The organism is Burkholderia sp. E168m15, assembly GCF_016586105.1.
In the GTDB taxonomy this organism is placed as follows: domain Bacteria; phylum Pseudomonadota; class Gammaproteobacteria; order Burkholderiales; family Burkholderiaceae; genus Burkholderia; species Burkholderia orbicola.
In genome coordinates this window covers 81,615-108,433 of record NZ_BCPO01000029.1, presented here as the reverse complement: position 1 = coordinate 108,433, position 26,819 = coordinate 81,615, and the positions used below count along the sequence as shown (strand labels likewise).

General features: G+C 67.8%; 28 protein-coding genes. 8 read left to right on the top strand and 20 right to left on the bottom strand.

Translation table 11 applies throughout. The features are described from left to right. Positions 1–151: 151 nt before the first annotated feature. The 14 genes from JMF86_RS05275 to JMF86_RS05210 all read right to left on the bottom strand — a co-directional run bounded on the left by JMF86_RS05275 (position 152) and on the right by JMF86_RS05210 (position 11,559). Positions 152–388 (bottom strand): glutaredoxin family protein, encoded by a 237-nt coding sequence (locus tag JMF86_RS05275; protein ID WP_006476497.1) that lies wholly within the window; start codon positions 386–388, stop codon positions 152–154. Between the two features lie 7 nt (positions 389–395). Then, positions 396–1,892, bottom strand: a complete 1,497-nt coding sequence (locus JMF86_RS05270) for a DegQ family serine endoprotease (RefSeq protein WP_006476498.1) — start codon at positions 1,890–1,892, stop codon at positions 396–398. A 16-nt stretch (positions 1,893–1,908) separates the two neighbouring features. After that, positions 1,909–2,961 (bottom strand): MucB/RseB C-terminal domain-containing protein, encoded by a 1,053-nt coding sequence (locus JMF86_RS05265; protein WP_011544940.1) that lies wholly within the window; start codon positions 2,959–2,961, stop codon positions 1,909–1,911. Positions 2,962–2,966: 5 nt separating this feature from the next. Beyond that, positions 2,967–3,584, bottom strand: a complete 618-nt coding sequence (locus JMF86_RS05260) for a sigma-E factor negative regulatory protein (RefSeq protein ID WP_054927534.1) — start codon at positions 3,582–3,584, stop codon at positions 2,967–2,969. Between the two features lie 86 nt (positions 3,585–3,670). Continuing rightward, positions 3,671–4,270, bottom strand: coding sequence for an RNA polymerase sigma factor RpoE (gene rpoE / locus JMF86_RS05255; protein WP_006490873.1), 600 nt, complete (start codon positions 4,268–4,270; stop codon positions 3,671–3,673). A gap of 91 nt (positions 4,271–4,361) precedes the next feature. Then, positions 4,362–4,826 carry a hypothetical protein gene (locus JMF86_RS05250; RefSeq protein WP_054927533.1) on the bottom strand — a complete coding sequence of 155 codons (465 nt, stop codon included), beginning with the start codon at positions 4,824–4,826 and terminating at the stop codon, positions 4,362–4,364. An 11-nt stretch (positions 4,827–4,837) separates the two neighbouring features. Next, positions 4,838–6,070 (bottom strand): beta-ketoacyl-ACP synthase II, encoded by a 1,233-nt coding sequence (fabF, locus tag JMF86_RS05245; RefSeq protein ID WP_011544937.1) that lies wholly within the window; start codon positions 6,068–6,070, stop codon positions 4,838–4,840. Between the two features lie 164 nt (positions 6,071–6,234). Continuing rightward, a complete protein-coding gene (acpP, locus tag JMF86_RS05240) occupies positions 6,235–6,474 on the bottom strand; it encodes an acyl carrier protein (protein ID WP_004197638.1) in 240 nt (79 codons plus the stop codon). 144 nt (positions 6,475–6,618) lie between these two features. Beyond that, positions 6,619–7,368, bottom strand: a complete 750-nt coding sequence (gene fabG / locus JMF86_RS05235) for a 3-oxoacyl-ACP reductase FabG (RefSeq protein ID WP_006476504.1) — start codon at positions 7,366–7,368, stop codon at positions 6,619–6,621. A 36-nt stretch (positions 7,369–7,404) separates the two neighbouring features. After that, positions 7,405–8,337: an ACP S-malonyltransferase gene (gene fabD / locus JMF86_RS05230; protein WP_054927532.1), complete on the bottom strand. Its 933-nt coding sequence runs from the start codon at positions 8,335–8,337 to the stop codon at positions 7,405–7,407. 82 nt (positions 8,338–8,419) lie between these two features. Then, the gene (locus tag JMF86_RS05225) at positions 8,420–9,409 is read right to left on the bottom strand and encodes a beta-ketoacyl-ACP synthase III (protein WP_006476506.1); all 990 of its coding nucleotides are present in this window, start codon (positions 9,407–9,409) and stop codon (positions 8,420–8,422) included. Further along, positions 9,410–10,516, bottom strand: coding sequence for a phosphate acyltransferase PlsX (gene plsX / locus JMF86_RS05220; RefSeq protein ID WP_006476507.1), 1,107 nt, complete (start codon positions 10,514–10,516; stop codon positions 9,410–9,412). It lies immediately after the preceding gene. A gap of 129 nt (positions 10,517–10,645) precedes the next feature. Next, entirely contained in the window at positions 10,646–10,825 is a 180-nt protein-coding gene (rpmF, locus tag JMF86_RS05215) for a 50S ribosomal protein L32 (protein WP_006051932.1), read from the bottom strand. A gap of 98 nt (positions 10,826–10,923) precedes the next feature. Beyond that, complete coding sequence (locus tag JMF86_RS05210) at positions 10,924–11,559, bottom strand: DUF177 domain-containing protein (protein ID WP_027805411.1); 636 nt, start codon at positions 11,557–11,559, stop codon at positions 10,924–10,926. 230 nt (positions 11,560–11,789) lie between these two features. Here JMF86_RS05210 and JMF86_RS05205 point away from each other — a divergent pair, with 230 nt between their 5' ends. Both JMF86_RS05205 and JMF86_RS05200 read left to right on the top strand, forming a co-directional pair. Beyond that, the gene (locus JMF86_RS05205) at positions 11,790–12,422 is read left to right on the top strand and encodes a Maf-like protein (RefSeq protein ID WP_077177985.1); all 633 of its coding nucleotides are present in this window, start codon (positions 11,790–11,792) and stop codon (positions 12,420–12,422) included. After that, entirely contained in the window at positions 12,419–13,141 is a 723-nt protein-coding gene (locus JMF86_RS05200; RefSeq protein WP_011544932.1) for an SAM-dependent methyltransferase, read from the top strand. Before JMF86_RS05205 ends, JMF86_RS05200 begins: the two co-directional genes overlap by 4 nt. Before the next feature lie 93 nt (positions 13,142–13,234). On the opposite strand, the gene JMF86_RS05195 is transcribed toward JMF86_RS05200, so the two are convergent. Genes JMF86_RS05195 through JMF86_RS05180 form a run of 4 tightly spaced genes read right to left on the bottom strand, consistent with a single transcriptional unit; the run spans position 13,235 to position 16,307 of the window. Continuing rightward, entirely contained in the window at positions 13,235–14,227 is a 993-nt protein-coding gene (locus JMF86_RS05195) for a S49 family peptidase (protein WP_006476511.1), read from the bottom strand. A 12-nt stretch (positions 14,228–14,239) separates the two neighbouring features. After that, complete coding sequence (locus tag JMF86_RS05190; protein ID WP_077177986.1) at positions 14,240–14,641, bottom strand: Rieske 2Fe-2S domain-containing protein; 402 nt, start codon at positions 14,639–14,641, stop codon at positions 14,240–14,242. Next, positions 14,638–15,297, bottom strand: a complete 660-nt coding sequence (locus tag JMF86_RS05185; protein WP_077177987.1) for an HAD-IA family hydrolase — start codon at positions 15,295–15,297, stop codon at positions 14,638–14,640. Before JMF86_RS05185 ends, JMF86_RS05190 begins: the two co-directional genes overlap by 4 nt. Before the next feature lie 5 nt (positions 15,298–15,302). After that, positions 15,303–16,307: an RluA family pseudouridine synthase gene (locus tag JMF86_RS05180; protein ID WP_011544930.1), complete on the bottom strand. Its 1,005-nt coding sequence runs from the start codon at positions 16,305–16,307 to the stop codon at positions 15,303–15,305. A 720-nt stretch (positions 16,308–17,027) separates the two neighbouring features. Between JMF86_RS05180 and JMF86_RS05175 the strand changes: the two genes are divergently transcribed. The 6 genes from JMF86_RS05175 (at position 17,028) to JMF86_RS05150 (ending at position 24,267) form a co-directional block, all read left to right on the top strand. Next, positions 17,028–20,171, top strand: a complete 3,144-nt coding sequence (locus JMF86_RS05175) for an Rne/Rng family ribonuclease (protein WP_201316780.1) — start codon at positions 17,028–17,030, stop codon at positions 20,169–20,171. 131 nt (positions 20,172–20,302) lie between these two features. Beyond that, complete coding sequence (gene moaA / locus JMF86_RS05170) at positions 20,303–21,415, top strand: GTP 3',8-cyclase MoaA (protein WP_011544928.1); 1,113 nt, start codon at positions 20,303–20,305, stop codon at positions 21,413–21,415. Between the two features lie 29 nt (positions 21,416–21,444). Continuing rightward, a complete protein-coding gene (gene mobA / locus JMF86_RS05165; RefSeq protein WP_011544927.1) occupies positions 21,445–22,062 on the top strand; it encodes a molybdenum cofactor guanylyltransferase MobA in 618 nt (205 codons plus the stop codon). Positions 22,063–22,173: 111 nt separating this feature from the next. Continuing rightward, a complete protein-coding gene (glp, locus tag JMF86_RS05160; protein ID WP_201316779.1) occupies positions 22,174–23,472 on the top strand; it encodes a gephyrin-like molybdotransferase Glp in 1,299 nt (432 codons plus the stop codon). Positions 23,473–23,509: 37 nt separating this feature from the next. Then, on the top strand, positions 23,510–23,785 hold the full coding sequence (locus tag JMF86_RS05155) for a hypothetical protein (protein WP_006476519.1): 276 nt from the start codon (positions 23,510–23,512) through the stop codon (positions 23,783–23,785). Next, positions 23,782–24,267 carry a GNAT family N-acetyltransferase gene (locus JMF86_RS05150; RefSeq protein ID WP_011544925.1) on the top strand — a complete coding sequence of 162 codons (486 nt, stop codon included), beginning with the start codon at positions 23,782–23,784 and terminating at the stop codon, positions 24,265–24,267. The genes JMF86_RS05155 and JMF86_RS05150 overlap by 4 nt, the downstream gene beginning before the upstream one ends. Before the next feature lie 90 nt (positions 24,268–24,357). Here the strand turns inward: JMF86_RS05150 and rmuC are convergent, their stop codons facing one another. Then, positions 24,358–25,833, bottom strand: coding sequence for a DNA recombination protein RmuC (gene rmuC / locus JMF86_RS05145; protein ID WP_069232353.1), 1,476 nt, complete (start codon positions 25,831–25,833; stop codon positions 24,358–24,360). Beyond that, positions 25,830–26,819: a D-glycerate dehydrogenase gene (locus JMF86_RS05140; RefSeq protein WP_201316778.1), complete on the bottom strand. Its 990-nt coding sequence runs from the start codon at positions 26,817–26,819 to the stop codon at positions 25,830–25,832. The genes rmuC and JMF86_RS05140 overlap by 4 nt, the downstream gene beginning before the upstream one ends.

Here is a 26,819-nt window from a genome sequence, read left to right as displayed (position 1 = left end):
CGCCTTGTGTAAGTCGGTGAAAAAACGGCTTATTTTAGCCGAAAAGGCTTACGCCGGGCGGGATTTCGGACGCCCGCCCCGCAGGAGCCCGGCGGGGCGCCCGCCGGATCGAGCCCCGTGCGAAGCGGCGCCGGCCGACGGCAGGCGAGGTTCAGCGCCGGGCCGCCAGCGCGTCGCGCACCCGCGCATCGTCGAACCGGTGGCGGCACACTTCCGCGCCGTCCAGCAGCAGCACGGGTACGTCCTCGTCGTAACGCGCGACGAGCGCCGCATCGGTGTCGATGTCGATATAGTCGACCGCGACGCCGAATTCGGCCGCCACCGGCGCCAGTGCGTCGCGCATGTCGTCGCACAGGTGGCACCAGCCGCGGCCGTAGAGCGTGAACATCGGCGCGTTACTTCTGGCGCGGCCGCACGGGCACGAACTGCGTGTTGTCGCCACGCCGCACGAGCACCGCGACCGCCTTCTGCGGATCGAGCTGCGCGGTCACGTCGGCGAACTGCTTCGCGCTCGTGATGTCGGTGTCGCCGACGCGCAGCACGATGTCGCCGCGCTGCAGGCCCGCACGGGCGGCCGGGCCGTCGACGCCGTCGATCTGCACCCCGTTCTTCAGCTTCAGCGTCTTCAACTGCTCCGCCGTCAGGTCGCTGACCGTCAGGCCGAGCGAATTGGTCTGGCGCGGCTTCTGCGGCGCGTTCTTGCGCTGCTCGGCCTTTGCCGTCGACTCGGCCGGCGTCTCGGCGATCGTGATCGGCAGATCGCGTGCCTGACCCTTGCGCCACACGTTGACCGTCGCCTTCGTGCCAGGCTTCGTGTCGCCGACCATGCGCGGCAGGTCCGACGCCGCGTCGACCGGACGGCCATTGAACTTCAGGATAATGTCGCCCGGCTGGATACCGGCCTTGTCGGCCGGGCCGCCCGGCTCGACGCTGCTGACGAGCGCGCCTTCGGCCTTCGGCAGCCCGATCGAGTCGGCCACGTCCTTCGTCACCTCGCCGATCGCCACCGCGATCCGGCCGCGCGTAACCTTGCCCGTCGCCTTCAGCTGGTCGGCCACGCGCATCGCCTCGTCGATCGGAATCGCGAACGAAATGCCCATGAAGCCGCCGGTGCGGCTGTAGATCTGCGAGTTGATGCCGATCACCTCGCCCTGCATGTTGATCAGCGGGCCGCCCGAGTTGCCGGGGTTCACGGCGACGTCGGTCTGGATGAACGGCAGGTAGTCGCCCGTATTGCGGCTCTTCGAGCTGACGATGCCGGCCGTGACCGTGTTGTCGAGGCCGAACGGTGAACCGATCGCGACGACCCACTCGCCGACGCGCACCTTGTTCGAATCGCCGATCGCGACGACCGGCAGGTTCGATGCCTGGATCTTGACGACCGCGACGTCGGTGCGGTCGTCGACGCCGATCAGCTTCGCCTTGAATTCGCGCTTGTCGGTCAGCGTCACGTAGATGGTGTCCGCATCGTCGACGACATGCGCATTGGTCATCACATAACCGTCGGCCGACACGATGAAGCCCGAGCCGACGCCGCGATTCTGCTCGGTGTCGGGCCCGTTGTCCGGCGCCGGCGCGTTCTTCGGGTTGCTGCCGTTGCCGCCGCCGTTGCCGGGCGCCTGCGGCAGCGGAATGCCGAAGAAGCGCCGGAAGAATTCCGACATGTCGCCGTTGTCGAAGCCGGGCGGGAGCATCCCGCGCGGGCCGCTCGTCGGCACGTTGGCGGTGGTCCGGATGTTCACGACGGCCGGGCCGACCTTTTCGACGAGGTCGGCGAAATCGGGAAGGCTGGCAGCCGGAGGCGTGACAGCGACCGCGGTTTGCGGGACGAGCGGCAGGCAGGCACACAGCGCCGCCGCCGCGAGCACTTTGCGCAGCGTGAGTTTCGTCATGTCGGAAGCCGTAGCGTTACTTGGAAGCCTTGTATTCTATGGCAGACGCGAACTGCTGCAACGTCGCCGGCGGCACTTCGCCGAGCACGGTGATCCAGTAGTCGCCGCGGCGCTTCACGAGAACGTGCGTCGCACCGGTGCTGCCCGCGCCTTCCTTGCGCGTATTCTTTTCGGCCGGCTCGATGAAGACCGAGATCGTCGCGAGGCCGTCGGTGAAGACGGCCTGATCGACCGGGATCGGCGGATCACCCGCATCGCGCGCGGCCATCGGCCGGCGCACTTCACGAATCTTCTGGAAGCCGGCGACGCTCGGCGCGAGCTGCCAGCCCTGCGCTTCCATGTCGACCGCCGCGACCGGCGGGCGCACGACCGTCCAGCCGCTCAGGTTGCGCATGCCGGCTGCAATCGCGGCCTTGTCGCCGCTCGCGCCGCCGGTTTGCAATTGCGAGAACGCGATCTGTTCGAGCACGTGATCGTTCGCGTCGAGCGTCTGCGAACGCAGCAGCAGCCCGGTGCGCGCGTCGGCCCACAGCTTGTACGTGAAACGGTAGGCATCCTTCGGCACGAGCTCGACGACCTGCGCGTCGATCCCGGCCACGCGGTCCTTGCCGAGCGACTTCGCATCGTAGACGGACATCACGTGCTCGCCGCTCGCGCCGAGCAGCGCGGGGAACGAGTCGCGCGTCTGGCGGCGCTCGACCACGCACAGCTTGCGCTCGGGCACGAACGTGTACAGCTCGTCGTTGTGCCGCAGCAGCTTGCGCGGCTTGCCGTCGAGCGTCTCGATCCGCTCGAACTCGCCGTCGCGGGACGAGACGTGCGCGATGCGTGACGACTGCACATACCCGCCGCGCTGGTAGACGAACGTACCTTCGTAGCTCTGCTGTTGCGCCGCCTGCTGGACGCGGTCGAGCCAGTCGGCGGCACCCTTGCGGGTCGCGACGGGATCGTCCGGTTGCTGGGCGCTGGCGGGAAGGGATTGAACGGACAACAGGGCGGCTGCGCAAAGCAGGAGGGCCGGCAGCCGCTTCCATCCGGAGATGGCGTGATTCAACTGCAATGTCCGCATCGGGTTTATTGGCCTGGCGTGGTGGTCACGGCAGCGCGGATCAGCGGCATCGAACCCGTGACGACGGGCTGCTGGGCGAATTGCTGGTGCGCTTCAAGGTATTGGTCGAGGCTGGCGTCGCGAATGATGTTGACGTCCTGCAGACCCGGCTGGGCCGATGCCTGCGCAACCGTCACGCGCTGCGGATTGCCGTTCTGCGGCGCGCCTGCCGATGCGACCTGGACGGCGCCCGGCGCACCGGCCGTCTGCATCTGCGGAACGACGATCCACGTCAGCGTGGCGGCCGCGGCGGCCACCGCGAATGCCGGCACGACACGGCGGCGCAGCGACAGCAGCTTGCGCGCGACCGGCGCGGCCGCCGGTGCCAACAGGTGCGGCTCGCTTTCGAGCGCCGCCGACATGCGCGCGGTGAACGCGACGCTCAGCGCGGGCGCCAGCGCGAGCTCGTCCGAGCGCAGCGCATCGCCGATCAGGTGGTAATGGGCCCACACGGCGCGATCCGCGCGGTCGAGCTCAGCCAGAAACTGCCCGTGATCCGGGCCATCGAACATTTCGCCGTCGACCAGCGCGGAAAGGCGCTCGCCGCGCGAGCACGCTTGCGATTGCGTATTGACCGACCCCATGATGCTCCCCATCTTGCACACCCCGTCGTGACTTCACGACTCTATCCGTAACTAGACCCCGACCCGCGTCGTTCCGCCCGTCGCGCTTACCAGCGCTTGCCTTCGGGCGTATCGAGCAGCGGACGCAATTTGGCAGCGATTGCTTCGCGCGCGCGGAAGATCCGCGACCGGACCGTCCCGATCGGACAGCCCATCATTTCCGCGATCTCTTCGTAGCTCAGGCCCTCGATCTCGCGCAGCGTGATTGCCTGGCGCAGTTCTTCGGGCAGCAGAGCCATTGCAGCGTTGACCGTCTCGGCAATCTGCTTGCTCATCAACATCGACTCAGGCGTGTTGATATCCCTTAGTTGGTCTGCGTCGGAGAAAGTTTCCGCTTCCTCCGCATCGGCCTCGGTCGAGGTCGGCGCCCGGCGGCCTTGCGTCGCAAGGTAGTTCTTCGCCGTGTTGACGGCAATTCGGTACAACCACGTATAGAACGCCGATTCGCCGCGGAATTGCGGCAGCGCACGATACGCCTTGATGAACGCGTCCTGGGCCACATCCTCGACCTCGGCGGGATCCCGCACGAGGCGCGAGATCAGCCGAATGATCTTGCGGTGGTATTTGGAGACCAGGAGTTCGAACGCCGCCTTGTCGCCCTTCTGTACGCGCTCGACCAGAGCCTGATCGATTTCTTTTTCACTCACCTGACAAATCCGTTAACTAGGGATGCAACGCGGAGCGTTATTGTAGCGTTCCGGCGCCGGCCGCTGGTTACGGTCGGTAACCGCACCGCCGTCATGCCCGCCCCACCGCTCCGGCCGTTCTCGCCAGTACCGACAGCGCGCTGAACGACGCGGCGTCGAGCGCGTCGGCCGGAATCAGCAGCGGCCGGGCCCGCCGGGCGCCCTGCCCGACCGACAGCACCAGCAGCAGGCTGCTCCAGTGCGCATGGCCCGTCACGCGGCCACGGGCCAGCAACCGCCCGGTGCGGCCAAACGCCGCAATCTCCCCGAAGGCATCGATCCGCAACTCGGCCGGTAGCCGGCGGGCGCAAGCGCGCGCCGCCCATACGGCCAGCAGTGCCGCCGTCGCGGCCGACACGCCTGCGCCGGCGGCAGCGCCCGCGCGCGGCGCCCAGAACAGGTACGCCGAGGCGGCAGCCGACGCGACGAACGCGGCCAGCACGAGATACGACACGGCCGAGGCCCGCAACGCAAAGCGCTGCGGACGCCCGGCCGGAGCATCGAATGGACTCGTCAAGCGATTCGACGTCAGACGCGCTTGAACACCAGCGTGCCGTTGGTGCCGCCGAAGCCGAAGTTGTTCTTCACGGCTACGTCGATCTTCATGTCACGCGCGGTGTTCGCGCAGTAATCGAGATCGCACTCGGGGTCCTGGTTGAAGATGTTGATGGTCGGCGGCGACACGTTGTTGTGCAGCGCCAGCACCGTGAACACCGATTCGAGGCCGCCCGCGCCACCCAGCAGGTGGCCCGTCATCGACTTCGTCGAGTTGACCACCATCTTGTACGCGTGCTCGCCGAAGGCCGCCTTCACCGCGTCGGACTCGTTCTTGTCGCCCAGCGGCGTCGACGTGCCATGCGCGTTCAAGTACTGCACCTCGTCGGCATTCAGGCCGGCGTCGCGCAGCGCCGCGACCATGCAGCGGCGCGGGCCGTCCATGTTCGGCGCGGTCATGTGGTACGCGTCGCCCGTCATGCCGAAGCCCACGACTTCCGCGTAGATCTTCGCGCCGCGCGCCTTCGCCGCCTCGTACTCCTCGAGCACCATCACGCCGGAACCCTCGCCCAGCACGAAGCCGTCGCGGTCCTTGTCCCACGGACGCGACGCGGTAGCCGGATCGTCGTTGCGGGTCGACAGCGCGCGCGCGGCGGCGAAACCGCCGATGCCGAGCGGCGACACCGTCGATTCGGCACCGCCCGCGACCATCACGTCGGCGTCGCCGGCCTGGATCAGCCGCGCGGCGAGGCCGATGCTGTGCAGGCCGGTCGTGCAGGCCGTGACGGCCGCGAGGTTGGGGCCCTTCAGGCCGAACATGATGCTCAGGTGACCCGAGATCATGTTGATGATCGAACCCGGCACGAAGAACGGCGAGATCCGGCGCGCACCGCGATCGACGTAGGTCTGGTGCGTATCCTCGATCATCGGCAGGCCGCCGATGCCGGAACCGACCAGCACGCCGATGCGTTCCGCATTGGCTTCGGTCACTTCCAGCCCGCTGTCCCGCATGGCCTGGACGCCGGCGGCGATGCCGTAATGGATGAACGTATCCATGTTCCGGGCTTCCTTCGCCGGGATGTACTCCTCGGCGCTGAAACCCTTCACTTCGCCCGCGAAATGGCAGGCGAGGTTCGATGCATCGAACTTCGTGACGGTAGCGATACCGGACTTGCCGGCGACGAGATTGGCCCAGCCGTCGGCAACACTATTGCCAACAGGCGAAATCAGCCCCAGGCCTGTAACGACAACACGACGGCGGCTCACGGTAACCTCTTTTCCATTATTGGATGACAAAAACAAAAGCCACAGTGGCCACAGGAACCAGCCCTGCGAGCCCTGTGGCTGTTAGTCCGTCCGGCGCGAAGCCGGCAGGATGGCGCGTCAATCGCGAAGATCGCGGCGACGTGGCGGACAAGCGCGAAAGGCGCTTACGCCTTGACGTTTGCGCGAGCGTAGTCGATCGCTTGCTGAACGGTCGTGATCTTCTCTGCTTCTTCGTCCGGGATTTCCATGCCGAACTCGTCTTCCAGAGCCATCACCAGTTCGACCGTGTCGAGCGAGTCCGCGCCCAGGTCGTTCACGAACGAAGCTTCGTTCTTGATCTCGGCTTCCGCGACGCCCAGTTGCTCAGCGACGATCTTCTTGACACGTTGTTCGATGTTGTCCATTACCCCTCCGAGGGAAAGTTCAGATTTACAAGTGCGCGCATTTTATCAGGTTTGCTGACGCCAAAACGCGCGTTGGCTTGATGGTCGATCAAGCGCCGGTCCGCCTGAAAAACGGGATACGGCGCGGATGGTAAACGAAAACCGTTACGACATGTACATGCCGCCGTTCACGTGCAGCGTCGTGCCGGTGATGTAACCGGCCTGCGGCGATGCGAGGAACGCGACGGCATGGGCGATGTCCTCCGGGCTGCCGAGGCGGCCGAGCGGAATCTGGGTCTTGAGCGCGGCCTGCTGTTCTTCCGGCAGCGTCTTCGTCATGTCGGTGTCGATGAAGCCCGGCGCCACGCAGTTCACCGTGATGCCGCGGCTGCCGATTTCACGCGCGAGCGCACGCGTCATGCCCGCGACGCCGGCCTTCGCGGCCGCGTAGTTGACCTGACCCGGATTGCCGGCCGAGCCGACCACCGACGTGATGTTGATGATACGGCCGCCGCGCGCCTTCATCATCGGGCGCAGCACCGCGCGCGACAAACGGAACACCGACTTCAGGTTGGTGTCGATCACCGCGTCCCAGTCCTCGTCCTTCATCCGCATCGCGAGCTGGTCCTGCGTGATGCCCGCGTTGTTGACGAGCACGTTCAGCGCACCGAATTCCTTCACGGTCGCATCGATCAGCGCCTCGGCGGCGGCCGCGTCGTTGACGTTCAGCACCGCGCCGCGGCCCGTGACGCCCGCTTCCGCGAACGCCGCGGTGATCGCGGCGGCGCCCGATTCGCTCGTCGCCGTACCGATCACCGTCGCGCCCAGGCGCGCGAGTTCGAGGGCGATCGAACGGCCGATGCCGCGCGACGCGCCGGTCACGATCGCAACCTGTTTATCGAGAGTCTTGTCCATGAATCGAATATCCGTTGCTTGGGAAAAGGCGCCGCGTCAGGCGGTCGCGAGCTTGAGCGCTTCGTCGAGCGAAGCCGGATCGAACACCGAGGCGCCGACCAGGTTGCCGTCGATGCGCTTCGTCAGGCCGGCGAGCACCTTGCCCGGACCGCATTCGATCACGTGCGTGACGCCCGTGCCGGCGATGTGCCGCACGCACTCGACCCAGCGTACCGGGCCTGCAGCCTGGCGCACCAGCGCATCCTTGATCGCGGCCGGATCGCTGACCACGGCGACGTCGATGTTGTTGACGACCGGAATCTGCGGCGCCTTCACGTCGACGTTCGCGAGATAGTCGCGCAACTGGTCCGACGCCGGCTTGAGCAGCGACGAATGGAACGGCGCCGACACCGGCAGCGGCAGCGCGCGCTTCGCGCCCTTCGCCTTCGCGATTTCGCATGCCTTTTCGACCGCAGCCTTGCTGCCTGCGATCACCACCTGCGCGGGCGCATTGAAGTTCACCGCTTCGACGACGCCCGCATCCGCGGCTTCGGCGCATACCGCGCGTACCGTGTCGTCGTCGAGGCCCAGGATCGCGGCCATGCCGCCCTGGCCCACCGGCACGGCCGTCTGCATGGCCTGCGCGCGGAAGCGCACGAGCGGCACCGCGTCCTTGAACGCGAGCGCGCCGGCCGCGACGAGCGCCGTGTATTCACCGAGGCTGTGGCCGGCGACGATCGACGGCGCCGGGCCGCCTGCCTGCTGCCACGCGCGATAGCACGCGTACGCCGCGGTCAGCATCACGGGCTGCGTGTTGGTGGTCAGGTTCAGCTCTTCGGCCGGGCCTTCGGCGATCAGCTTGCCGAGATCCTGATTGAGTGCATCGGATGCTTCCTGGAGCGTCTCGCGCACGACGGCCAGATCGGCGAATGCGTCGAGCATCCCGATCGCCTGCGAGCCCTGCCCCGGAAAAACGAATGCAAATTTCATATCGTCCCCAATTGAATCGATTCGGACGGCGCACACGAACGGCGCGCCGATGGGACCCGCGCGCGGCAATGCGCGCCGCGGATCAGAAGCGGAAGACCGACGCGCCCCAGGTGAAGCCGCCGCCGACGCCTTCGATCAGCACGTGCTGGCCACGCTGGATGCGGCCGTCGCGCACCGCGGCGTCGAGCGCCAGCGGGATCGACGCGGCCGACGTGTTGCCGTGCTGGTCGACCGTCACGACCATGCGCTCCTGCGGCAGGCCGAGCTTGCGGCAGGTGCTGGTCATGATGCGGATGTTGGCCTGGTGCGGAATCAGCCAGTCGATTTGCTCGGGCGCGAGATTCGCCTTCGCGAGCGCCTCGATCGCGACCTTTTCGAGCACGTTGACCGCGAGCTTGAATACGGCCTGCCCGTCCATGTGCAGGAACGCGCTGCCGTCGATCACGCCGCGATTGACGTTGCCCGGCGTGCACAGGATGTTCGAGTAGCTGCCGTCCGCGTGCAGCGCGCTGCCGAGCACGCCCGGCTCTTCCGACGCGGACAGGATCACCGCGCCCGCGCCGTCGCCGAACAGCACGCAGGTCGTGCGGTCCTTGAAGTCGAGAATGCGCGAGAACGTCTCCGCACCGACGATCAGCGCGGTGCGGTGCTGGCCGCTGCGGATGAAGCTGTCGGCCGTCGCCATCGCGTATGCGAAGCCCGAACACACGGCCTGCACGTCGAATGCCGCGCCGCCGTTCTTGATGCCGAGCTTGTTCTGCAGCAGGCACGCGGTGCTCGGGAACACGAAATCGGGGGTCGAAGTCGCGACGATGATCAGGTCGATCGACTGCGGATCGACACCGGCCGCTTCGATCGCACGACGCGACGCCTCGAGCGCGAGATCGCTCGTCGTGACGTCCGGTGCGGCGAAATGGCGCGCATGGATGCCCGTGCGCGCCACGATCCATTCATCGCTCGTCTCGATGCCTTCCTTCGCAAGACGATCGGTCAGCTGCTGGTTCGTGACGCGGTCGGGCGGCAGGTAGCTGCCCGTGCCGAGCACGCGGGAATAGAGAGTCGATTGGGCCATTTATGCTTTAGAGGATTGCGCAGCGGAAGGTTCGGCGTGATGGCCTGCGGCCGGGCTTGCCTGGCCCGCGCCGCCCGCGTCGTGTTCGCCGTCGCCGAGCGACACTGAATTATCCGCCATCGCGCGCGCGAGGCGCTCCAGCACCCCGTTTTTGACGGCATCATACCCGCGTTTGATCGCCCACTCAAACGCGTAGGCGTCGGCCGAACCGTGGCTCTTGATCACGAGGCTCTTCAGCCCCAGCAGCGCCGCGCCGTTGTACTGGCGGTGGTCGACGCGCTTCTTGAAACGCATCAGCACGGGCAGCGCGAGCAGCGCCATCAGCTTCGACATCAGCGAACGGCCGAACTCCTCGCGAATGATGTCCGACAGCATCTGCGCGAGCCCTTCCGACGTCTTCAGCGCGACGTTGCCGACGAAGCCGTCGCACACGATGACATCGACGGTGCCCTTGTAGATGTCGTTGCCTTCCACGTTGCCGCGGAAATTGAGCGTGCTGGCGCGCAGCAGCTCGCCTGCGCGCTTGATCGTCTCGTTGCCCTTGATGACCTCTTCGCCGATGTTCAGCAGGCCGATCGTCGGGCGCTCCTTGCCCTCGAGCGCGGCCACGAGCGCGTGCCCCATCTCCGCGAACTGCAGCAGGTGCTGCGGCTCGCAGTCGACGTTCGCGCCGAGGTCCAGCATCATCGTGTAGCCGGTCGGGTTCGGCAGCGCGAACGCGATCGCGGGCCGCTCGATGCCGGGTAGCGTCTTGAGTACGTAACGGGAAACCGCCATCAGCGCGCCGGTATTGCCGGCGGAGATGCAGGCCTGCGCCGCGCCCTCCTTGACGTGGTTGAGCGCGACGCGCATCGAAGAATCCTTCTTCTTGCGCAGCGCCACTTCGACAGGATCGTCCATCGCCACGACTTCGGTGGCGGGCACGATGGTCAACGCGGGATCGTCGAGGGCTTTCAGCTTCTTCAGTTGAGCGCGAATCGCGCTTTCGATGCCGACGAGCATCAGGTGCGCATCGGGATGCGCGCGGACGAACTTGACTGCCGCGGGAACGGTCACGGACGGGCCGTGGTCGCCTCCCATGCAATCGATTGTGAGCTTTACGGTCATGGAATGCGACGAATTTCAGGCACAAAAAAGCGGCAGTTGAATGCCGCCTTTTTGTTGAGCCAGGAAAGTGTCAAGCGAACCAGTTGTCACGCGAACGGCGAGCGTAGCGCGCAACGCGTGACTTGACGCTTAGTCGTTCTTCGTCTTGACGACTTTCTTGCCGCGATAGTAGCCGTTCGGGCTGACGTGGTGACGCAGGTGCACTTCACCCGTGCTCGGCTCGACTGCCAGCGGCGCTGCCGTCAGGAAATCGTGCGAACGATGCATGCCGCGCTTCGACGGCGACTTCTTGTTTTGCTGGACTGCCATGACTAACTCCTAAATAATTTTCCGGATTCTAACACAGCCCGATCCGGCGCTTAACTACCCTGGCCCAAAGCCCTTACGCCTTCCCGCGCCACAACTGCTTAGTGTTTCTTGGTGCCGTCACCGTCCTTCTTCAACGCTTGCAGCGCTGCGAACGGATTCGGCCGTTTGCCTTCGTCCCCGGCTTCGTCGGACTCCTCGTCCTCCTCTTCCGCGGGACCGCTCGCACCCGACACGAGGCTTTCGTGAACTGCCGGGCAAACCTCGTGCTTGGGCACGAGCGGCAACGAAAGCAGCAATTCCTCTTCGATCAAGTCGACGAGATCGAACTGGCGTGAGCCCACGATCACATCGGCTTCATCGTCGTCGAGCGGAAATTCTTCAGCTTCTTCTTCGGTCGCGACGACGCGGTACGTCATGTCGACGTCGAACGTCTGGTCGTACGGCGTCATGCAGCGCTGGCACGTGAGCCACGCATGGCCATGCACCGCGAGGCGCAGATACGGCTGCTGCCCGTCGGCGCCGTCGTCCTGCAACTCCTTCTGCGTGAACCCTTCCGCCTGCCACGTGAAGACCGTGTCGCGATCTGGCGCGTCCGTCGGCACTTCGTTTAACATGCGCGGCAGTTGCGAGAGGTGTACCGCGCCAGCTGCCTGCCGCCCGCTGCGGGCGAACTCGAACAGGTCGACCGCGTGCGGATCGAGCGCCGCCGCAGGTTTGCCAGAAGAAGTGTTCATGTGCGCTCCTGCCTACAGGCTGACTTGCGGGATCCGGCTTGGCACCGCTCGCGTACGGCTCATCGAGGATGACGTACTTTACTTCCGAAGACCCGGCAGGCGCCACCACAACGGATGCCTGCCGACGAAAAGCGGGAAAGCATACCTGTTTTACCTTTTGCGGTCAATCACTTAAGCTTGCGTCCGCGCAACGCCGCGCCCCACCTGACGACTCACCGATCCAACCGACCATGCCGGATACCGTTTGCCGCCCGCCGCGGCTGATTCTTGCCTCCAGTTCCCGTTACCGCCGGGCGCTCCTCGAGCGCCTCGGCGTACCGTTCGACGTCGTGTCGCCCGACCTCGACGAAACCCCGCTGGCCGGCGAAACGCCGGCCGCGACCGCACTGCGCCTCGCCGGCGCGAAGGCGCGCGCCGTGGCCGCGACGATCGACGCGCCGGACGGCGTGCTCGTGATCGGGTCGGACCAGGTCGCGACCTTCGACGGCCACCAGATCGGCAAGCCCGGCACGCACGAGCGCGCGCTCGCGCAACTCGTGTCGATGCAGGGCCGCGAAGTCGAATTCCACAGCGCGCTCTGCCTGTACGACAGCCGCACCGACGACGCGCAGCTTGAGGACATCGTCACGCACGTGCGCTTCCGCTCGCTGCCCGAGGCCGAGCTCGACGCGTACCTGCGCGCGGAAACGCCGTACGACGTGGCCGGCAGCGCGAAGTCCGAAGGGCTCGGCATCGCCCTGCTCGACGCGATCGACTCGGACGACCCGACCGCGCTCGTCGGCCTGCCGCTGATCGCCCTCACGCGGATGCTGCGCGCCGCCGACTACCCGCTGTTTGCAACCACCCGTGGAGACCGCGCATGACCGCCGGCACGCTTTATCTCGTCCCGAACACGCTCGGCGAAGGCGACGAATCGATGCTCGCCGCCGTGCTGCCCGCCGCCGTGCAGGCGCGCGCCGGTACGCTCGGCTACTACATCGGCGAGAACGCGAAAACGACGCGCGCGTTTCTGAAGAAGATCGGTACGACGCGCCCGATCCAGGAAATCGAGATCAGCGAGCTGAACGTCAATACGCCGGCCGGCGCCATCGACCGGCTGCTCGCGCCCGTGCTGGCCGGCGCGGACGCCGGCCTCGTGTCGGAGGCCGGCTGCCCGGCCGTCGCCGATCCTGGCGCGCTGCTGGTACGCCGCGCGCACGAGCGTGGCGTGAAGGTCGTGCCGCTCGTCGGGCCGAGTTCGATCCTGCTCGCGCTGATGGCGTCGGGCCTGAACGGCCAGAGCTTCGCGTTCAACGGCTATCTGCCGGTCGATGCGGCCGCGCGCGCGAAACGCCTGCGCGAACTCGAGCAACTGTCGCGCAAGGCGCGCCAGACGCAGATCTTCATCGAAACGCCGTACCGGAATCACGCAATGCTCGACACGCTGGTCGCGACCTGCGCGCCGTCGACGCAAATCTGCGTCGCGGCCGATCTGACCCTCGCGACCGAGACGATCGCGAGCCGCACTGTGGCGGACTGGAAAAAGGCGCCTGCACCGAATCTGCACAAGCGCCCCGCGATCTTCCTGCTGCTCGCGAACTGATGCCGAGAACGGCGATCAGTTAATTGAAAGGCGGGCCATCGCGGCCCGCCGATTGTCGCCGGTCGCCGGCCGTCAGCCGTCAGCCGTCAGCCGTCAACGCAGGCTGACCGACGCGCCGCCGGCCGTCAGCGCCTTCATCGCGGCGCCCCCGACGGCCGCGCCGAACTTGCGCGCGACGCGATTCGTCAGGCTTTCCTTCACCGTATAGTCGACCAGATCCGGCGCCTTCAGCACGTCGCGCGCGACCGTGTCGGTCGTGCCGTAGCCGTCGGCGAGCCCGAGCTCGACGCTCTTCTCGCCGGTCCAGAACAGGCCCGAGAACATGTCGGGCGTCTCGTGCAGCCGCTTGCCGCGGCCATCCTTCACGGCCTTGATGAACTGCGCATGCACCTGGTCGAGCAGCGCCTGCGCGTGCGCGTCCATCTTCGGCGTTTCCGGCGAGAACGGATCGTAGAAGCCCTTGTTTTCGCCCGACGTATGCAGGCGCCGCTCGACCCCGAGCTTGCCCATCAGCCCGGTGAAGCCGAATCCGTCCATCAGCACGCCGATCGACCCGACGATGCTCGCCTTGTCGACGAAGATCTTGTCGGCCGCGGACGCGATGTAATAGCCGCCCGACGCACACATGTCGGTCACGACGACGTACAGCGGCTTGTCCGGATACTTGCCGCGCAACCGCCGGATCTCGTCGTAGACCATGCCGGCCTGCACCGGGCTGCCGCCCGGGCTGTTGATCCGCAGCACCACGCCGACCGTGCCGTCGTCGTCGAACGCGGCGTCGAGCGCCGTGTTGATGTCGTCGGCGTTCGCGTTGACGCCCGCCGCGATCTCGCCGTCGATCGTCACGAGCGCCGTATGCCGCCCGCTCGACGAGAACTTCGAATCGCTGGAGAAATCGATCAGCGCGAACGCGAGCAGCACGAACACGCCGAGAAACGCGAAGCGGAAGAAGATCTTCCAGCGCCGCGCGGCACGCTGCTCCTTGACGGCCGCGAGCGCGATCCGCTCGAGCGCCGCGCGCTCCCAGCTCGGTTCACGGCTGTCGGGACGGGAAGAGGAATCCGGGGAATTCGGTTGGTCGGCCATGCAGTGATGTCGTCAGTCGGTCGTGGCGGGAGTGGCGGGATGCAGATCGGCATCGGGTACCCAGAATACCGCACGGCCGTCGGGCGTGTCGCGCTCGTCGACCTCGACCGGCCGCAGGCGGCCGCCGCGACACGGGCCGCCGACGCACTTGCCGGTATCCGGCGCGTAGATCGCACCGTGCGTCGCGCACATCAGATAAAGGCCCGACGACTCGAAGAACTGCCCTTCGGCCCAGTCGAGCTCCATCGGCACATGCGCGCAGCGGTTCAGGTAGCCGTAGGCGCGGCCGTCGTAGCGCACGAAGAACACGACGGCCTGCTCGCCGCGCAGTGTCGCGTCCACCCGCACGCCGGCACCGCCGTCGGTCAGTGCGGCCGATGCGCACACGTGCACGGCGTCCGGCGCCGCGCTCATGCGTGCTCCCGCAGCCAGGCGGCCAGCGCGCCGACGTCCGGCGCGACGAAGCGCGGCGTGAGCGCCGCCAGCGCATCGGCCGGGTGCGCGCCGTACGCGACGCCGACGCCGGCCGCGCCGGCGCTGGCGGCCATCTGCAGGTCGTGCGTGGTGTCGCCGATCATCACGGTGCGCGCCAGATCTTGCCCCAATTCCCGCGACAACTCGTGCAGCATCGCCGGATGCGGCTTCGAGAACGTCTCGTCCGCGCAGCGCGTCGCGTCGAACCAGCTCGTCAGCTTCGACTGGTCGAGCACGCGGTTCAGCCCGACCCGCCCCTTGCCGGTCGCGACGGCGAGCAGGTAGCCCGTATCGCGCAGCTCGGCGAGCAGTTCGCGCACACCGGCGAACAGCTCGATGCGCTGGTCGTCGAGCAGATAGTGATAGCGGTAGCGCTCGGCCAGCCGCGCGTAGTCGGACGGATCGAGGGTCGGCGCCGTGATCTGCAGCGCATCACGCAGGCCGAGGCCGATTACGTAACGGGAAGCCTCGTCGGACGGCGTGGGCAGGCCGAGATCGCGGCATGCCGCCTGGATGCTGTGCGCGATGTGCGCAGTCGAATCCATCAGCGTGCCGTCCCAGTCGAAGACGATCAGGTCAAATTGCTGTCGAGCCATGCGGTTCAGGCGGTATCGCGCAATGCGCTGAGTTGATCGAGAAAGCGCCGGCATTCGGCCGGCAGCGGCGCATCGAACTGCAGCGCCTCGCCGGTCAGCGGGTGCGCGAGCTTGAGGCGGTGCGCATGCAGGAACATCCGTTTGAGCGACGGCTGCGCATTCGCGCGCGCCAGCGCCTTGTTCAATGCGAAATCGCCGTACTTGGCGTCGCCGGCGATCGGCAGGCCGAGATGCGCGAGGTGCACCCGGATCTGATGGGTCCGACCCGTTTTGAGTTCCGCTTCGACGAGCACGTAGTCCGGCCAGCGGTCGACGAGATTGAACACCGTATGCGACGCCAGCCCGTCGTCCTGCACGCGCACGCGGCGCTCCCCTTCCGGGGTCGAATACTTGAACAGCGGCGCCTTCACCGCGCGGCGCCGGCCCCAGTCGGGCTGCCATTCGCCGTGCGCGCACGCGAAGTAGCGCTTGTCCATCCGGTTCTCGCGGATCTGCTCGTGCAGGCCCACGAGCGCCGTGCGCTTCTTCGCGAGCATCAGGATCCCGGACGTCTCGCGGTCGAGCCGGTGCACCAGTTCGAGGAATTTCGCGCGCGGGCGCGCCTGCCGCATCTGCTCGATCACGCCGAACGCGACGCCGCTGCCGCCATGGACCGCGACCCCGGCCGGCTTGTCGATGACGAGCATCGCATCGTCCTCGTACAGCACGTCGAAATTCGCGGGCGGCACGACCGGCGTGTCGGCGCGCGCGAGGTCGGCCGCCGCCACGCGCACCGGCGGCACGCGAACGAGGTCGCCCAGTTCGAGCCGGTACTGCGCGTCGATCCGGCCCTTGTTGACCCGCACTTCGCCGCTGCGCAGGATCCGGTAAATATGGCTTTTCGGCACGCCTTTACAGACGCGCAACAGAAAATTGTCGATGCGCTGACCGGCCGAGTTTTCGTCGATCTCGATCATCGATACCTGGCCGCTTGCGACCGAATTCTGGGATATTTTGCCTAACTCATTCATACTGAATATAATTTTGCCCAGCCTGACGTTGTGGGTGGCCTGTTCGGCCGGCCCCGGCTGAATCGGGCAAGGCGCAAGCGCAAACTGCTATTTTACTTGCGCCGGGGGTCCGCTGCTCACCCCTAATCAAAGAGAAGCAGCAAGTTGCACGCACGGCGCCGCCCGTCGGCAAGGATCGCGCCCACAGGCGGATTCGGTCGGCAAGGCGCCGCGGTAACGGAAAGTTGGTTGAAAAGAATTTGATCGGCAGCCCGACGGCGCGAAGTGCGTCCGCAGGCTGCCGGTTGCGAAAATTACGGCGTTGCGCCCGATTTGGCCCCGCGAAGCGTGCGGGGCTTGGCGACGTCAAACCAGGGAAGTACACCCCAAGCGGGAAAGTCGGGCTGGATTCGATACTCCCCGCTGCGGCCCAAGCCGCAGCATCTGCCGCCCGTCGGCGCGCGCGACGCATTGCGCGCGCCCGTGGCAATGCCCGGACAGGCTTAGCGCGCTTTTGCAGCGTGCGGTGTGTGAACGCCGTGCTTTGAAGCCGTATTCGCAGGTGCCCTATGGCCGCCGGCCCCGTCTTTCGGGCCCAAGCGCCTCTTCAGGCAATTCTCCCCGCCAGCTTTCCCGCTCCAGCGTGCTCGTGACAACACAACAAGGTGCGGCCTGCCGTCGTTCCCGCCCTCGCGCCTGACAACCGCGAGGCGCCGGCAGCGGAGCCGCCTGGAGTCGTTCATGAAACGCATGCTGTTCAATGCGACGCAGCAGGAGGAGCTGCGCGTCGCCATCGTCGATGGGCAAAAGCTCATCGACATCGACATCGAAACCGCCGGGCGCGAACAGCGCAAAGGCAATATCTACAAAGGGGTCATCACCCGTATCGAGCCGTCGCTCGAAGCGTGCTTCGTCAACTACGGCGAAGACCGCCACGGCTTCCTGCCGTTCAAGGAAGTCGCCCGCCAGTACTTCAAGGAAGGCATCGACATGCGCTCCGCGCGCATCCAGGATGCCCTGCGCGAAGGCCAGGAGCTGATCGTCCAGGTCGAGAAGGAAGAGCGTGGCAACAAGGGCGCCGCCCTCACCACCTTCATCTCGCTCGCCGGCCGCTACCTCGTGCTGATGCCGAACAATCCGCGCGGCGGCGGCGTGTCGCGCCGGATCGAAGGCGACGAGCGCCAGGAACTGCGCGAAACGATGGCGCAGCTGCAGATTCCGGACGGCATGAGCATGATCGCCCGTACCGCGGGCATCGGCCGCAGCGCCGAGGAACTGCAGTGGGACCTGAACTACCTGCTGCAACTGTGGCGCGCAATCGAGGCCGCCTCGCAAAGCGGCAATTCCGGCCAGCCGATGCTGATCTATCTGGAATCGAGCCTCGTGATCCGCGCGATCCGGGACTATTTCCAGCCGGATATCGGCGAAATCCTGATCGACACGAACGAAATCCACGATCAGGCCCGCGCGTTCATGGACATCGTGATGCCGGACAACGTCGCGAAGGTGAAGCGCTACCACGACGACGTGCCGCTGTTCTCCCGCTTCCAGATCGAGCACCAGATCGAAACCGCGTACTCGCGTACGGTCCCGCTGCCGTCCGGCGGCGCGATCGTGATCGACCACACCGAAGCGCTCGTCGCGATCGACGTGAACTCGGCACGCGCGACCAAGGGCGCGGACATCGAGGAAACGGCCACCCGCACGAACCTCGAAGCGGCGGACGAAGTCGCCCGCCAGTTGCGCCTGCGCGACCTCGGCGGCCTGATCGTGATCGATTTCATCGACATGGAATCGGCGAAGAGCCAGCGTGAAGTCGAGCAACGCCTGAAGGACGCGCTCAAGCACGACCGTGCGCGCGTGCAGATGGGCAAGATCTCCCGCTTCGGCCTGATGGAGCTGTCGCGCCAGCGCCTGCGTCCGGCGCTGTCGGAAGGCAGCCACGTGACGTGCCCGCGCTGCAACGGCACCGGCCACATCCGCGATACCGAATCGTCCGCGCTGCAGGTCCTGCGGATCATTCAGGAAGAAGCGATGAAGGAAAACACCGCGGCGATCCACTGCCAGGTGCCGGTCGAGGTGACCGCCTTCCTGCTGAACGAAAAGCGTCAGGAAATCAACAAGATCGAGTCGCGCTTCAAGGTCGGCATCGTGCTGATCCCGAACAAGCACCTCGACACGCCGCACTACAAGCTCGAGCGCCTGCGTCACGACGACGCGCGCCTCGACGATCCGCGCGCGTCCTGGAAGATGGCCGAGGAAGCAGCCCGCGAACTCGAGTCGGAAACCGGCTACAGCAAGCGTGCCGCCGAAGTGAAGCCGAAGCAGGAAGCCGCGGTCAAGGGCATCACGCCCGAGCGTCCGGCACCGAGCGCGGCGCCGCAGCGTCCGGTCGAGCCCGTTGCCGCCCCCGCCCCTGCGCCCGTCGCAGCGGCAAGCGGCGGTTTCATCGGCTGGCTGAAGGGCCTGTTCGGCGTGTCGCCGGCACCGGCGCCCGCACCGGTTGCTCCGGCACCGGCGAAGGAGCAGGCAGCCCGTCCGGCTCGCGAACGCACCGAAAAGACCGAGCAACGCGGCGGCGATCGCAACCGCAACCGTCGCGGCGGCGCCCAGCAGGCGCAAGGCGGCCGCGACCAGGCAGCAGCAGGCCGTGGTCAGCCGCAACGCCAGGAACGCGAAGGCAAGGAAGTGCGCGAACCGCGTGAAGGCCGTGAGCCGCGCGAGGGCCGTGAGCTGCGTGAAGGTCGCGAGGGCCGCGAGGGCCGCGAAGGTCGCGAGAACCGTGAGGGTCGCGAAGGTCGCGAGGGCCGTGGTCCGCGCGAAGGTCGCGAGCCGCGTGAAGGCCGTGAGCCGCGCGAGCGTGCCGAACAGCCGGAAGGCGGCGACGCAGCCGGCCGTGGCGAGCGCCAGGAACGCGGCGAGCGTCGCGAGCGCGGCGAACGCCGCAAGCCGACCCAGCATGCAGCCACGCTCGAGACCGTCACCCGCGGTGAAAACCATCCGGAACCGGAAACCGACAAGGCTGCTGCAGAAGCCCTGCCCGGCGCGGAACTGGCTGCCGATGCGGAAGCCGGCGCACGTGACGGCGAAGAACGTCGCCGTCGCCGTCGCGGCCGCCGCGGCGGTCGTCGCGAGCGCGAGGAAGACGGCGCAGTCGACCAGGCCGAGCAAGGCATCGAAGTCGAAGGTGAAGTCGCGGCGCAAGCCGTGACGCCGGCCGCACCGGTCGCAGCCGAACCGGCCCATACGGCCGCACCGGCAGTCGTCGCGGCCGTGGCCAGCGCGGTCGCCGTCGAAGCCGTCGTCGAGCAGCATGCCGCACCGGCCGCTGTCGAAGCGCAGCCGGCACCGGCACGCGTCGAGACGGCTCCGGCCGCCCCGGTCGAGCCCGCCGTCGCCGTCCAGGCAGCAGAACTGGCACCGGTCGCACCGGTGATCGCGGAAGCGGGCCCGGCTCCGGTCGCGGTGTCGCCGACCGACGCGTTCGAAGTGCCGGCAACCGCGCCGGCCGCTGTCGAGGCGCCGCAAGCCGCGCCGGCCGAGCAAGCTGCTCCGGCCGCCGTGGCGATCGAAACCGCTCCGGTGGTGGTCGAGCCGGTGGCAGTCGAACCGGCACCGGTCGAGCCCGCCCCGGTCGAAGTCGTCGCCGCACCGGCGCCGGCACCGGCTCCCGCCCAACCGGCAGCCGCGCCCGCTTCGGCGAGCCTGGATGTCGTGCTGGAGCAGGCCGGTCTCGTCTGGGTGAACACGGACGCCGACAAGTTCGCGGCCGCGCAGGAAGCCGCGTCGCGGCTCCCGCGCCCGGCCCGCGTGCCGCGCGAACGCAAGGTGCTGCCGCCGGCCGATACGGCCCCGATGCAGCAGGTCGAAACGACGCACCACTGAACGGCGCATCGCACGACCAGGAAAAGCCCGCCTCCGGCGGGCTTTTTCACGTCCGCGCTGCGGGTTTCCGCCCCCCGGCCCCGCCGGCCGGTTGCGGCTAAAATAGCGGTCTGGTTCGCACTTCTTCCAACATGTCCCGACGCATCATTCCTCTCGCCGACGTCAGCGGGATGCCGGACGTCTCCGGCGTCGCGCATGCCCCCGACGGCACACTGGCCGACACGTTCGCCAGGCCGCTGCGCGACCTGCGCATTTCGGTGACGGACCGCTGCAACTTCCGTTGCGTGTACTGCATGCCGCGCGCGGTATTCGACAAGGACTACCCGTTCCTGCCGCACAGCGCGCTGCTCACGCACGAAGAAATCGAACGCGTGGCGCGGCTCTTCGTCGCGCACGGCGTCGAGAAGATCCGCATCACAGGCGGTGAGCCGTTGCTGCGCAAGAACCTCGAATTCCTGATCGAGCGCCTCGCGCGCCTGACGACGCACGCCGGCCGCCCGCTCGACCTGACCCTGACGACCAACGGCTCGCTGCTCGCACGCAAGGCGCGAGCGCTGAAGGACGCCGGGCTCACGCGCGTCACGGTCAGTCTCGATGCGCTCGACGACGCGCTGTTCAAGCGCATGAACGATGCCGAGTTCGCGAGCGCCGACGTGCTCGACGGCATCTTCGCCGCGCAGGCCGCGGGCCTCGCGCCGGTCAAGGTCAACATGGTCGTGAAGCGCGGCACCAACGACAGCGAGATCCTGCCGATGGCCGAGCGCTTCCGCGGCACCGGCGTGATCCTGCGTTTCATCGAATACATGGACGTCGGCACGTCGAACGGCTGGAACATGACCGAGGTACTGCCGTCGGCGGACGTCGTCGCGCGCATCGCCGAACATTTCCCGCTCGTGCCGCTCGAGCCGCACACGGCGGCCGAAACCGCGCAGCGCTGGGCCTATGCGGACGGCAGCGGCGAGATCGGCGTGATCTCGAGCGTCACGCAGGCCTTCTGCGGCGACTGCACGCGCGCGCGGCTGTCGACCGAAGGCAAGCTGTACCTGTGCCTGTTCGCGTCGACCGGCCACGACCTGCGCGCACTCGTGCGCGGCGGCGCGAGCGATGCCGAGATCGCGACCGCGATCGCCCGCATCTGGCAGGCGCGCACCGACCGCTATTCGCAGCTGCGCGGCAGCGCATCGGCCGATACCGCGCCCGACGGCGCCGGCAAGCGCGTCGAAATGTCGTATATCGGCGGCTGACGCACGCCGCTCTGTCCACCCTGCGCACGATGCCCGCCCCCGCCTTCCCGTCAATTGCCGGCCTGCTGCTCGCAGGCGGGCGCGCCACCCGCATGGATGGTGTCGACAAGGGCCTGCAACTGCTCGACGGTACGCCGCTCGCGCTGCACGTGCTGCGCCGGCTGACGCCGCAGGTCGACGAGACGCTGATCAGCGCGAATCGCCATGCCGATCGCTATGCCGAGCTCAGTGCCCCGTTCGACGCGCGCATCATCGCGGATGAAACGCCCGACTTCCCCGGCCCGCTCGCGGGCCTGCTCGCCGGCATGCGCGCGGCGCGCGCACCGCTGGTCGCGTGCTCGCCGTGCGATACGCCCTATCTGCCCGTCGACCTCGTCGCACGGCTGCGGGCGGCGCTCGACGCGCAGCAGGCGGACATCGCGATGGCCGTCACCGTCGACGCGCAGCAGGTGCGCTCGCCGCAGCCGACGTTCGCGCTGCTGCGCACGTCGCTGGCCGACGACCTGGCCGCCCGGCTCGCGGCCGGCGACCGCAAGGTGCGTGCGTGGTACGCACGCCACAAGACGGTCGAAGTCGAGTTTCGCGACGAGCGTGCGTTTTACAATGCCAACTCCTGGCAGGAACTCGCCGCGCTGGCCCGTCGCTGACGGCCCTGTGCCGTTCCCGCCCGGCGCCCGCCACACGCGAAACCCGCGCCCCGGCACCCTCCTCGCGCCACCGGCCACGAACCCGATACGCCTTGCGGCGCAGTCCGACTGATGATCACGCACTCCTCGCCCGCCTCCCGAACCGCATCCGACCCCGATGCCCCGCTGTCGCTCGCCGACGCGCAGGCGCTCGCGTGCCGCTTCGCGGTGCCCGTCGACGCGTGTGACACGGTGACGCTGCGCGAGGCGCTCGACCGCGTGCTCGCGGCCGACGTGAGCGCGCCGTTCGACATTCCCGCGTACGACAACTCGGCCATGGACGGCTATGCGTTCGACGGCGCCGCCGCGGCATTCGCATCGGCGCAGGGCGAGGTCGCGATGCCGGTCGCCGGCACCGCGTTCGCCGGCCATCCGTTCGACGGCGCCGTGGCGGCCGGTGCATGCGTGCGCATCATGACGGGCGCGCCGATGCCGGCCGGATGCGACACGGTGATTCCGCAGGAACGCGTGCGCGTCGACGGCGACACGATCCGCTTCGCCGCGCACGACGTCGCGCACGGCGCGAACTGCCGCCGGGCCGGCGAGGATCTCGCGCGCGGCGCCTGTGCGCTCGCCGCGGGCCGCATCCTGCGGCCGTCCGATCTCGGCCTGCTCGCGTCGTTCGGCATCGCCGACGTCACGGTGCGCCGCCGCGTGCGCGTCGCCGTGTTCTCGACCGGCGACGAGTTGCGCGAGCCCGGCGAACCGCTCGGCAGCGGCGCGCTGTACGACAGCAATCGCGGCATGCTGATCGCGATGCTCGAACGGCTGCACGTCGACACGCTCGACCTCGGCATCGTCCGCGACGACCCGACCGCGCTCGAAGCCGCATTGCGCGCCGCCATCGCCGCGCAAGCCGATGCGGTCATCACGTCGGGCGGCGTGTCGGTCGGCGAAGCCGACTTCACGCGCGACGTGATGGCGCGGCTCGGCGACGTGACGTTCGCGAGTCTCGCGCTGCGGCCCGGCCGGCCGCTCGCGTGCGGCACGCTCGCCCGCGCGGCCGACGGCGCCGGCCACGCGCTGTTCTTCGGGCTGCCCGGCAATCCTGTCGCGTCCGCCGTGACGTTCGTTGCGATCGTGCGTCCTGCGCTGCTCAAGCTGGCCGGCACGCAAACGCCGCCGCCCGCCATGTATACGGCGCTCAGTACGCAGCCGTTGAAGAAGCGTCCCGGCCGCACCGACTACCTGCGCGGCATCGCGACGCGCGCCGCCGACGGCCAATGGCACGTCGCGCCGGCCGGATCGCAAAGCTCCGCGTCGTTGAGCGGCCTTGCCGCCGCCAACTGTTTCATCGTCCTGGGCCACGATACCGCGGCAGTCGACGCGGGCGCCCCGGTCGACATCCTGCCGCTCGACGGCCTGATCTGAATTCCAATCGGTATATCTCTACGGGGGCAATCCGCACATGAAGAAACAAATCTCGTCGATCGCCGCGGGGCAGACCGCAAAGGCGCTGATCCTCGTCTACCTGACGTTCAGCGTGCCGATCGTGCTGCTCGGCATTCTGGTCGCGTATATCCGCTACGGGATGGTCGAGTTGAGCACGATCCTGAGCGCACTGCTGCTGAACGCGATCCTCGGTTTCGTGCTGCTGTGGATCGCGTGCCATGCGTACAACTGGGTCGCATCGCGCTTCGGCGGCATCGAGATCGTGCTGTCCGATCCGCCGGAGGAAGCGTGAGCGGCACGCCGCTGATCCGCGCGGCCGACCCGCGCGACGTCGGCGCGATCCTCGCGCTGATGCGCGAGCTGGCCGAGTTCGAGAAGCTCACGCATCTGTTCGTCGCAACCGAAGCCGATCTCGCCGACGCGCTGTTCGGCGAGCACCCCGCTGCCGAAGCGCTGGTGGCCGAGCGTGACGGCGCGATCGTCGCGTATGCGCTGTTCTTCCACAACTATTCGACGTTCCTCGGCCGCCGCGGGCTCTATCTCGAGGATCTGTACGTGCAGCCGTCGCAGCGCGGCACGGGCCTCGGCACCGCGATGCTGCGTCATCTCGCGGCACTCGCCGTCGAGCGCCGTTGCGCGCGCTTCGAATGGTCGGTCCTCGACTGGAACCAGCCGGCGATCGATTTCTACGAGAAGATGGGTGCGACCGTGCTGCCGGAGTGGCGCATCGTACGCGTGACGGGCGACGCGCTGGACACGCTCGCCGCGCATTGAGCGCGAGCCGGCCGCGCCGGCGATCGCCGCACAAGAAAACGGGCGCCGCGGCGCCCGTTTTTTTTGTCCGGCAGCGGCCGGCAACGCGCATCACGCGTCATCCGCATCGGCGCCTTCGGCCCCTTCCGCGCCGAGCAGCCCGGCCGCCGTGTCGCCCGGCAGCGCCTCGACCTGCTTGAGCTTACGGCTCATCACCCGCGTGCGCTGCTCGGCGGACTCGATCGAACGCGTGACCGTCTCGAGCTGCGCCTTCGTGCGCGCGAGCACGTCGCCGAACTTGCCGAACTCCGTCTTGACCGCGCCGAGCACCTGCCACACCTCGCTCGAGCGCTGCTCGATCGCGAGCGTGCGGAACCCCATCTGCAGGCTGTTCAGCAGCGCGGTGAGCGTGGTCGGCCCGGCGACCGTCACGCGATAGTCGCGCTGCAGCAGATCGGTCAGCCCCGGACGACGCAGGATCTCCGCATAGAGTCCCTCGGTCGGCAGGAACAGCAGCGCGAAATCGGTCGTGTGCGGCGGCGCGACGTACTTCTCGGCGATCGTGCGCGCTTCCATCCGCACCCGCGCCTCGAGCGCACGCGCCGCCTCCTCGACGGCCACCGCGTCGGCGCGCTCCTGCGCGTCGATCAGCCGCTCGTAGTCTTCGCGCGGGAATTTCGCGTCGATCGGCAGCCACACCGGCGGCGTGTCACGCGTGCCGGCATCGCGGCCCGGCAGCCGAATCGCGAATTCGACGCGCTCGGTGCTCTTCGGCACCGTCGCGACGTTCTTCGCGTACTGGTCGGCCGTCAGCATCTGTTCGAGCAGCGCTTCGAGTTGCACTTCACCCCAGGTGCCGCGCGTCTTCACGTTGGTCAGCACCTTCTTCAGGTCGCCGACACCGGCCGCGAGCGTCTGCATCTCGCCGAGCCCGCGATGCACCTGCTCGAGCCGGTCCGATACGAGCTTGAACGATTCGCCGAGCCGCTGCTCGAGCGTCGCATGCAGCTTCTCGTCGACGGTGCGACGCATCTCCTCGAGCTTCGCTGCGTTGTTCGTCTCGATTTCCTTCAACCGCTGTTCGAGCGTCGCACGTACTTCCCCGATCCGGCGATCGTTCGCCTCGGTCAGTTGCGTGAGCTGCCGGTGCAACGTGTCGCCGAACAGCCGCAACGCGCCAGTCTGTTCCTCGCGCGCCTGCTGGGCCTGGCGCTGCAGGCTCTCGCGCATCGCGTCGAACTGCTGCGCGTTGCCGGCGACGAGCTTGCCGAGCTGCTGCGCGAACCCCTCGATCTGGTTGTTCTGCACGGTCGCCACGCTCGTCAGTTGCGCGGCGAGCGTCTGCTGCAACTGGACGAAGCTGCCGGCCAGCTCGGTACGCGAGCCGCGTGCGTTTTCGACGATCTCGCCGCGCAATTCGCGTTCGAGCCGCTCGACCGCGCGCGCCTGCGCATGCGCGGCGTCCTCGATCTGATCGCCGAGCACGGCCGCATCGTCGTGGCGGCCGCCGCGCACGAGCGCGACGATCGCCACCGCGAGCGCGACGGCCAGCACGACGACCGCCGCCAGCAACAACGTCATCGTCATGCGCGCGGCTTCCCGATCACGTCAGGGTTGATCGGATTCGGCGGCTGCCCCGCACGCGGCCCCTCGCCGAGCGCGGCGATCAGGTTGTCGGCAGCGAGATTCGCCATCGCGCGGCGGGTCTTTTCGGTCGCGCTCGCGATATGCGGCGTCAGCACGACGTTCGGCACCTCGAGCAGCGCCGGATGCACGCTCGGCTCACCCTCGTACACGTCGAGGCCGGCCGCGGCGATCGTCCCGTCGCGCAGCGCGACGGCCAGCGCCGCATCGTCGACGATCCCGCCACGCGCGATATTGGTCAGCGTCGCCGTGGGTTTCATCTTCGCGAGCTCGGCCGCGCCGATCGTGTGATGGTTCTCCTTCGTGTACGGCAGCACGAGCACGACATGATCGGCGCGCGCGAGCAGCGCATCCTTCGACACGTATTCGGCATTCAGCTCGGCTTCGATCTCGGGCGCGACCCGCGACCGGTTGTGATAGATCACCTGCATCCCGAAGCCGCGCGCGCGGCGCGCGAGCGCCTGGCCGATACGGCCCATCCCGATCACGCCGAGCGTCGAGCCGTGGATGTCGGTGCCGAGAAAGCCGTCGTACGCCCACTTCTGCCAGTGACCGGCGCGCAGCCAGTGTTCGGATTCGGCGATCCGGCGCGCGGCGGCCAGCATCAGCGCCCAGCCGAAATCGGCGGTCGACTCGTTCAGCACGTCGGGCGTGTTGGTGCCAAGCACGTTCGCCGCGTTGAACGCGGCCATGTCGAAGTTGTTGTAGCCGACCGCCATGTTCGCCACGACCCGCAGGCGCGGCGCCGCCGCGAGCGTGGCCGCGCCGACCGGGTCGCCGGCCGTCAGCGCGCCGTCCTTGTCGGCCAGACGCGCGGCGAGCGCGTCGGGCGCGAGCGCGTCGCCGTCGTTCCAGTCGACGTCGAAATACTGCTTGAGCCGTTCGATCACGTCCGGAAAGATCGGACGCGCGACCAGGATCTTCTGCAT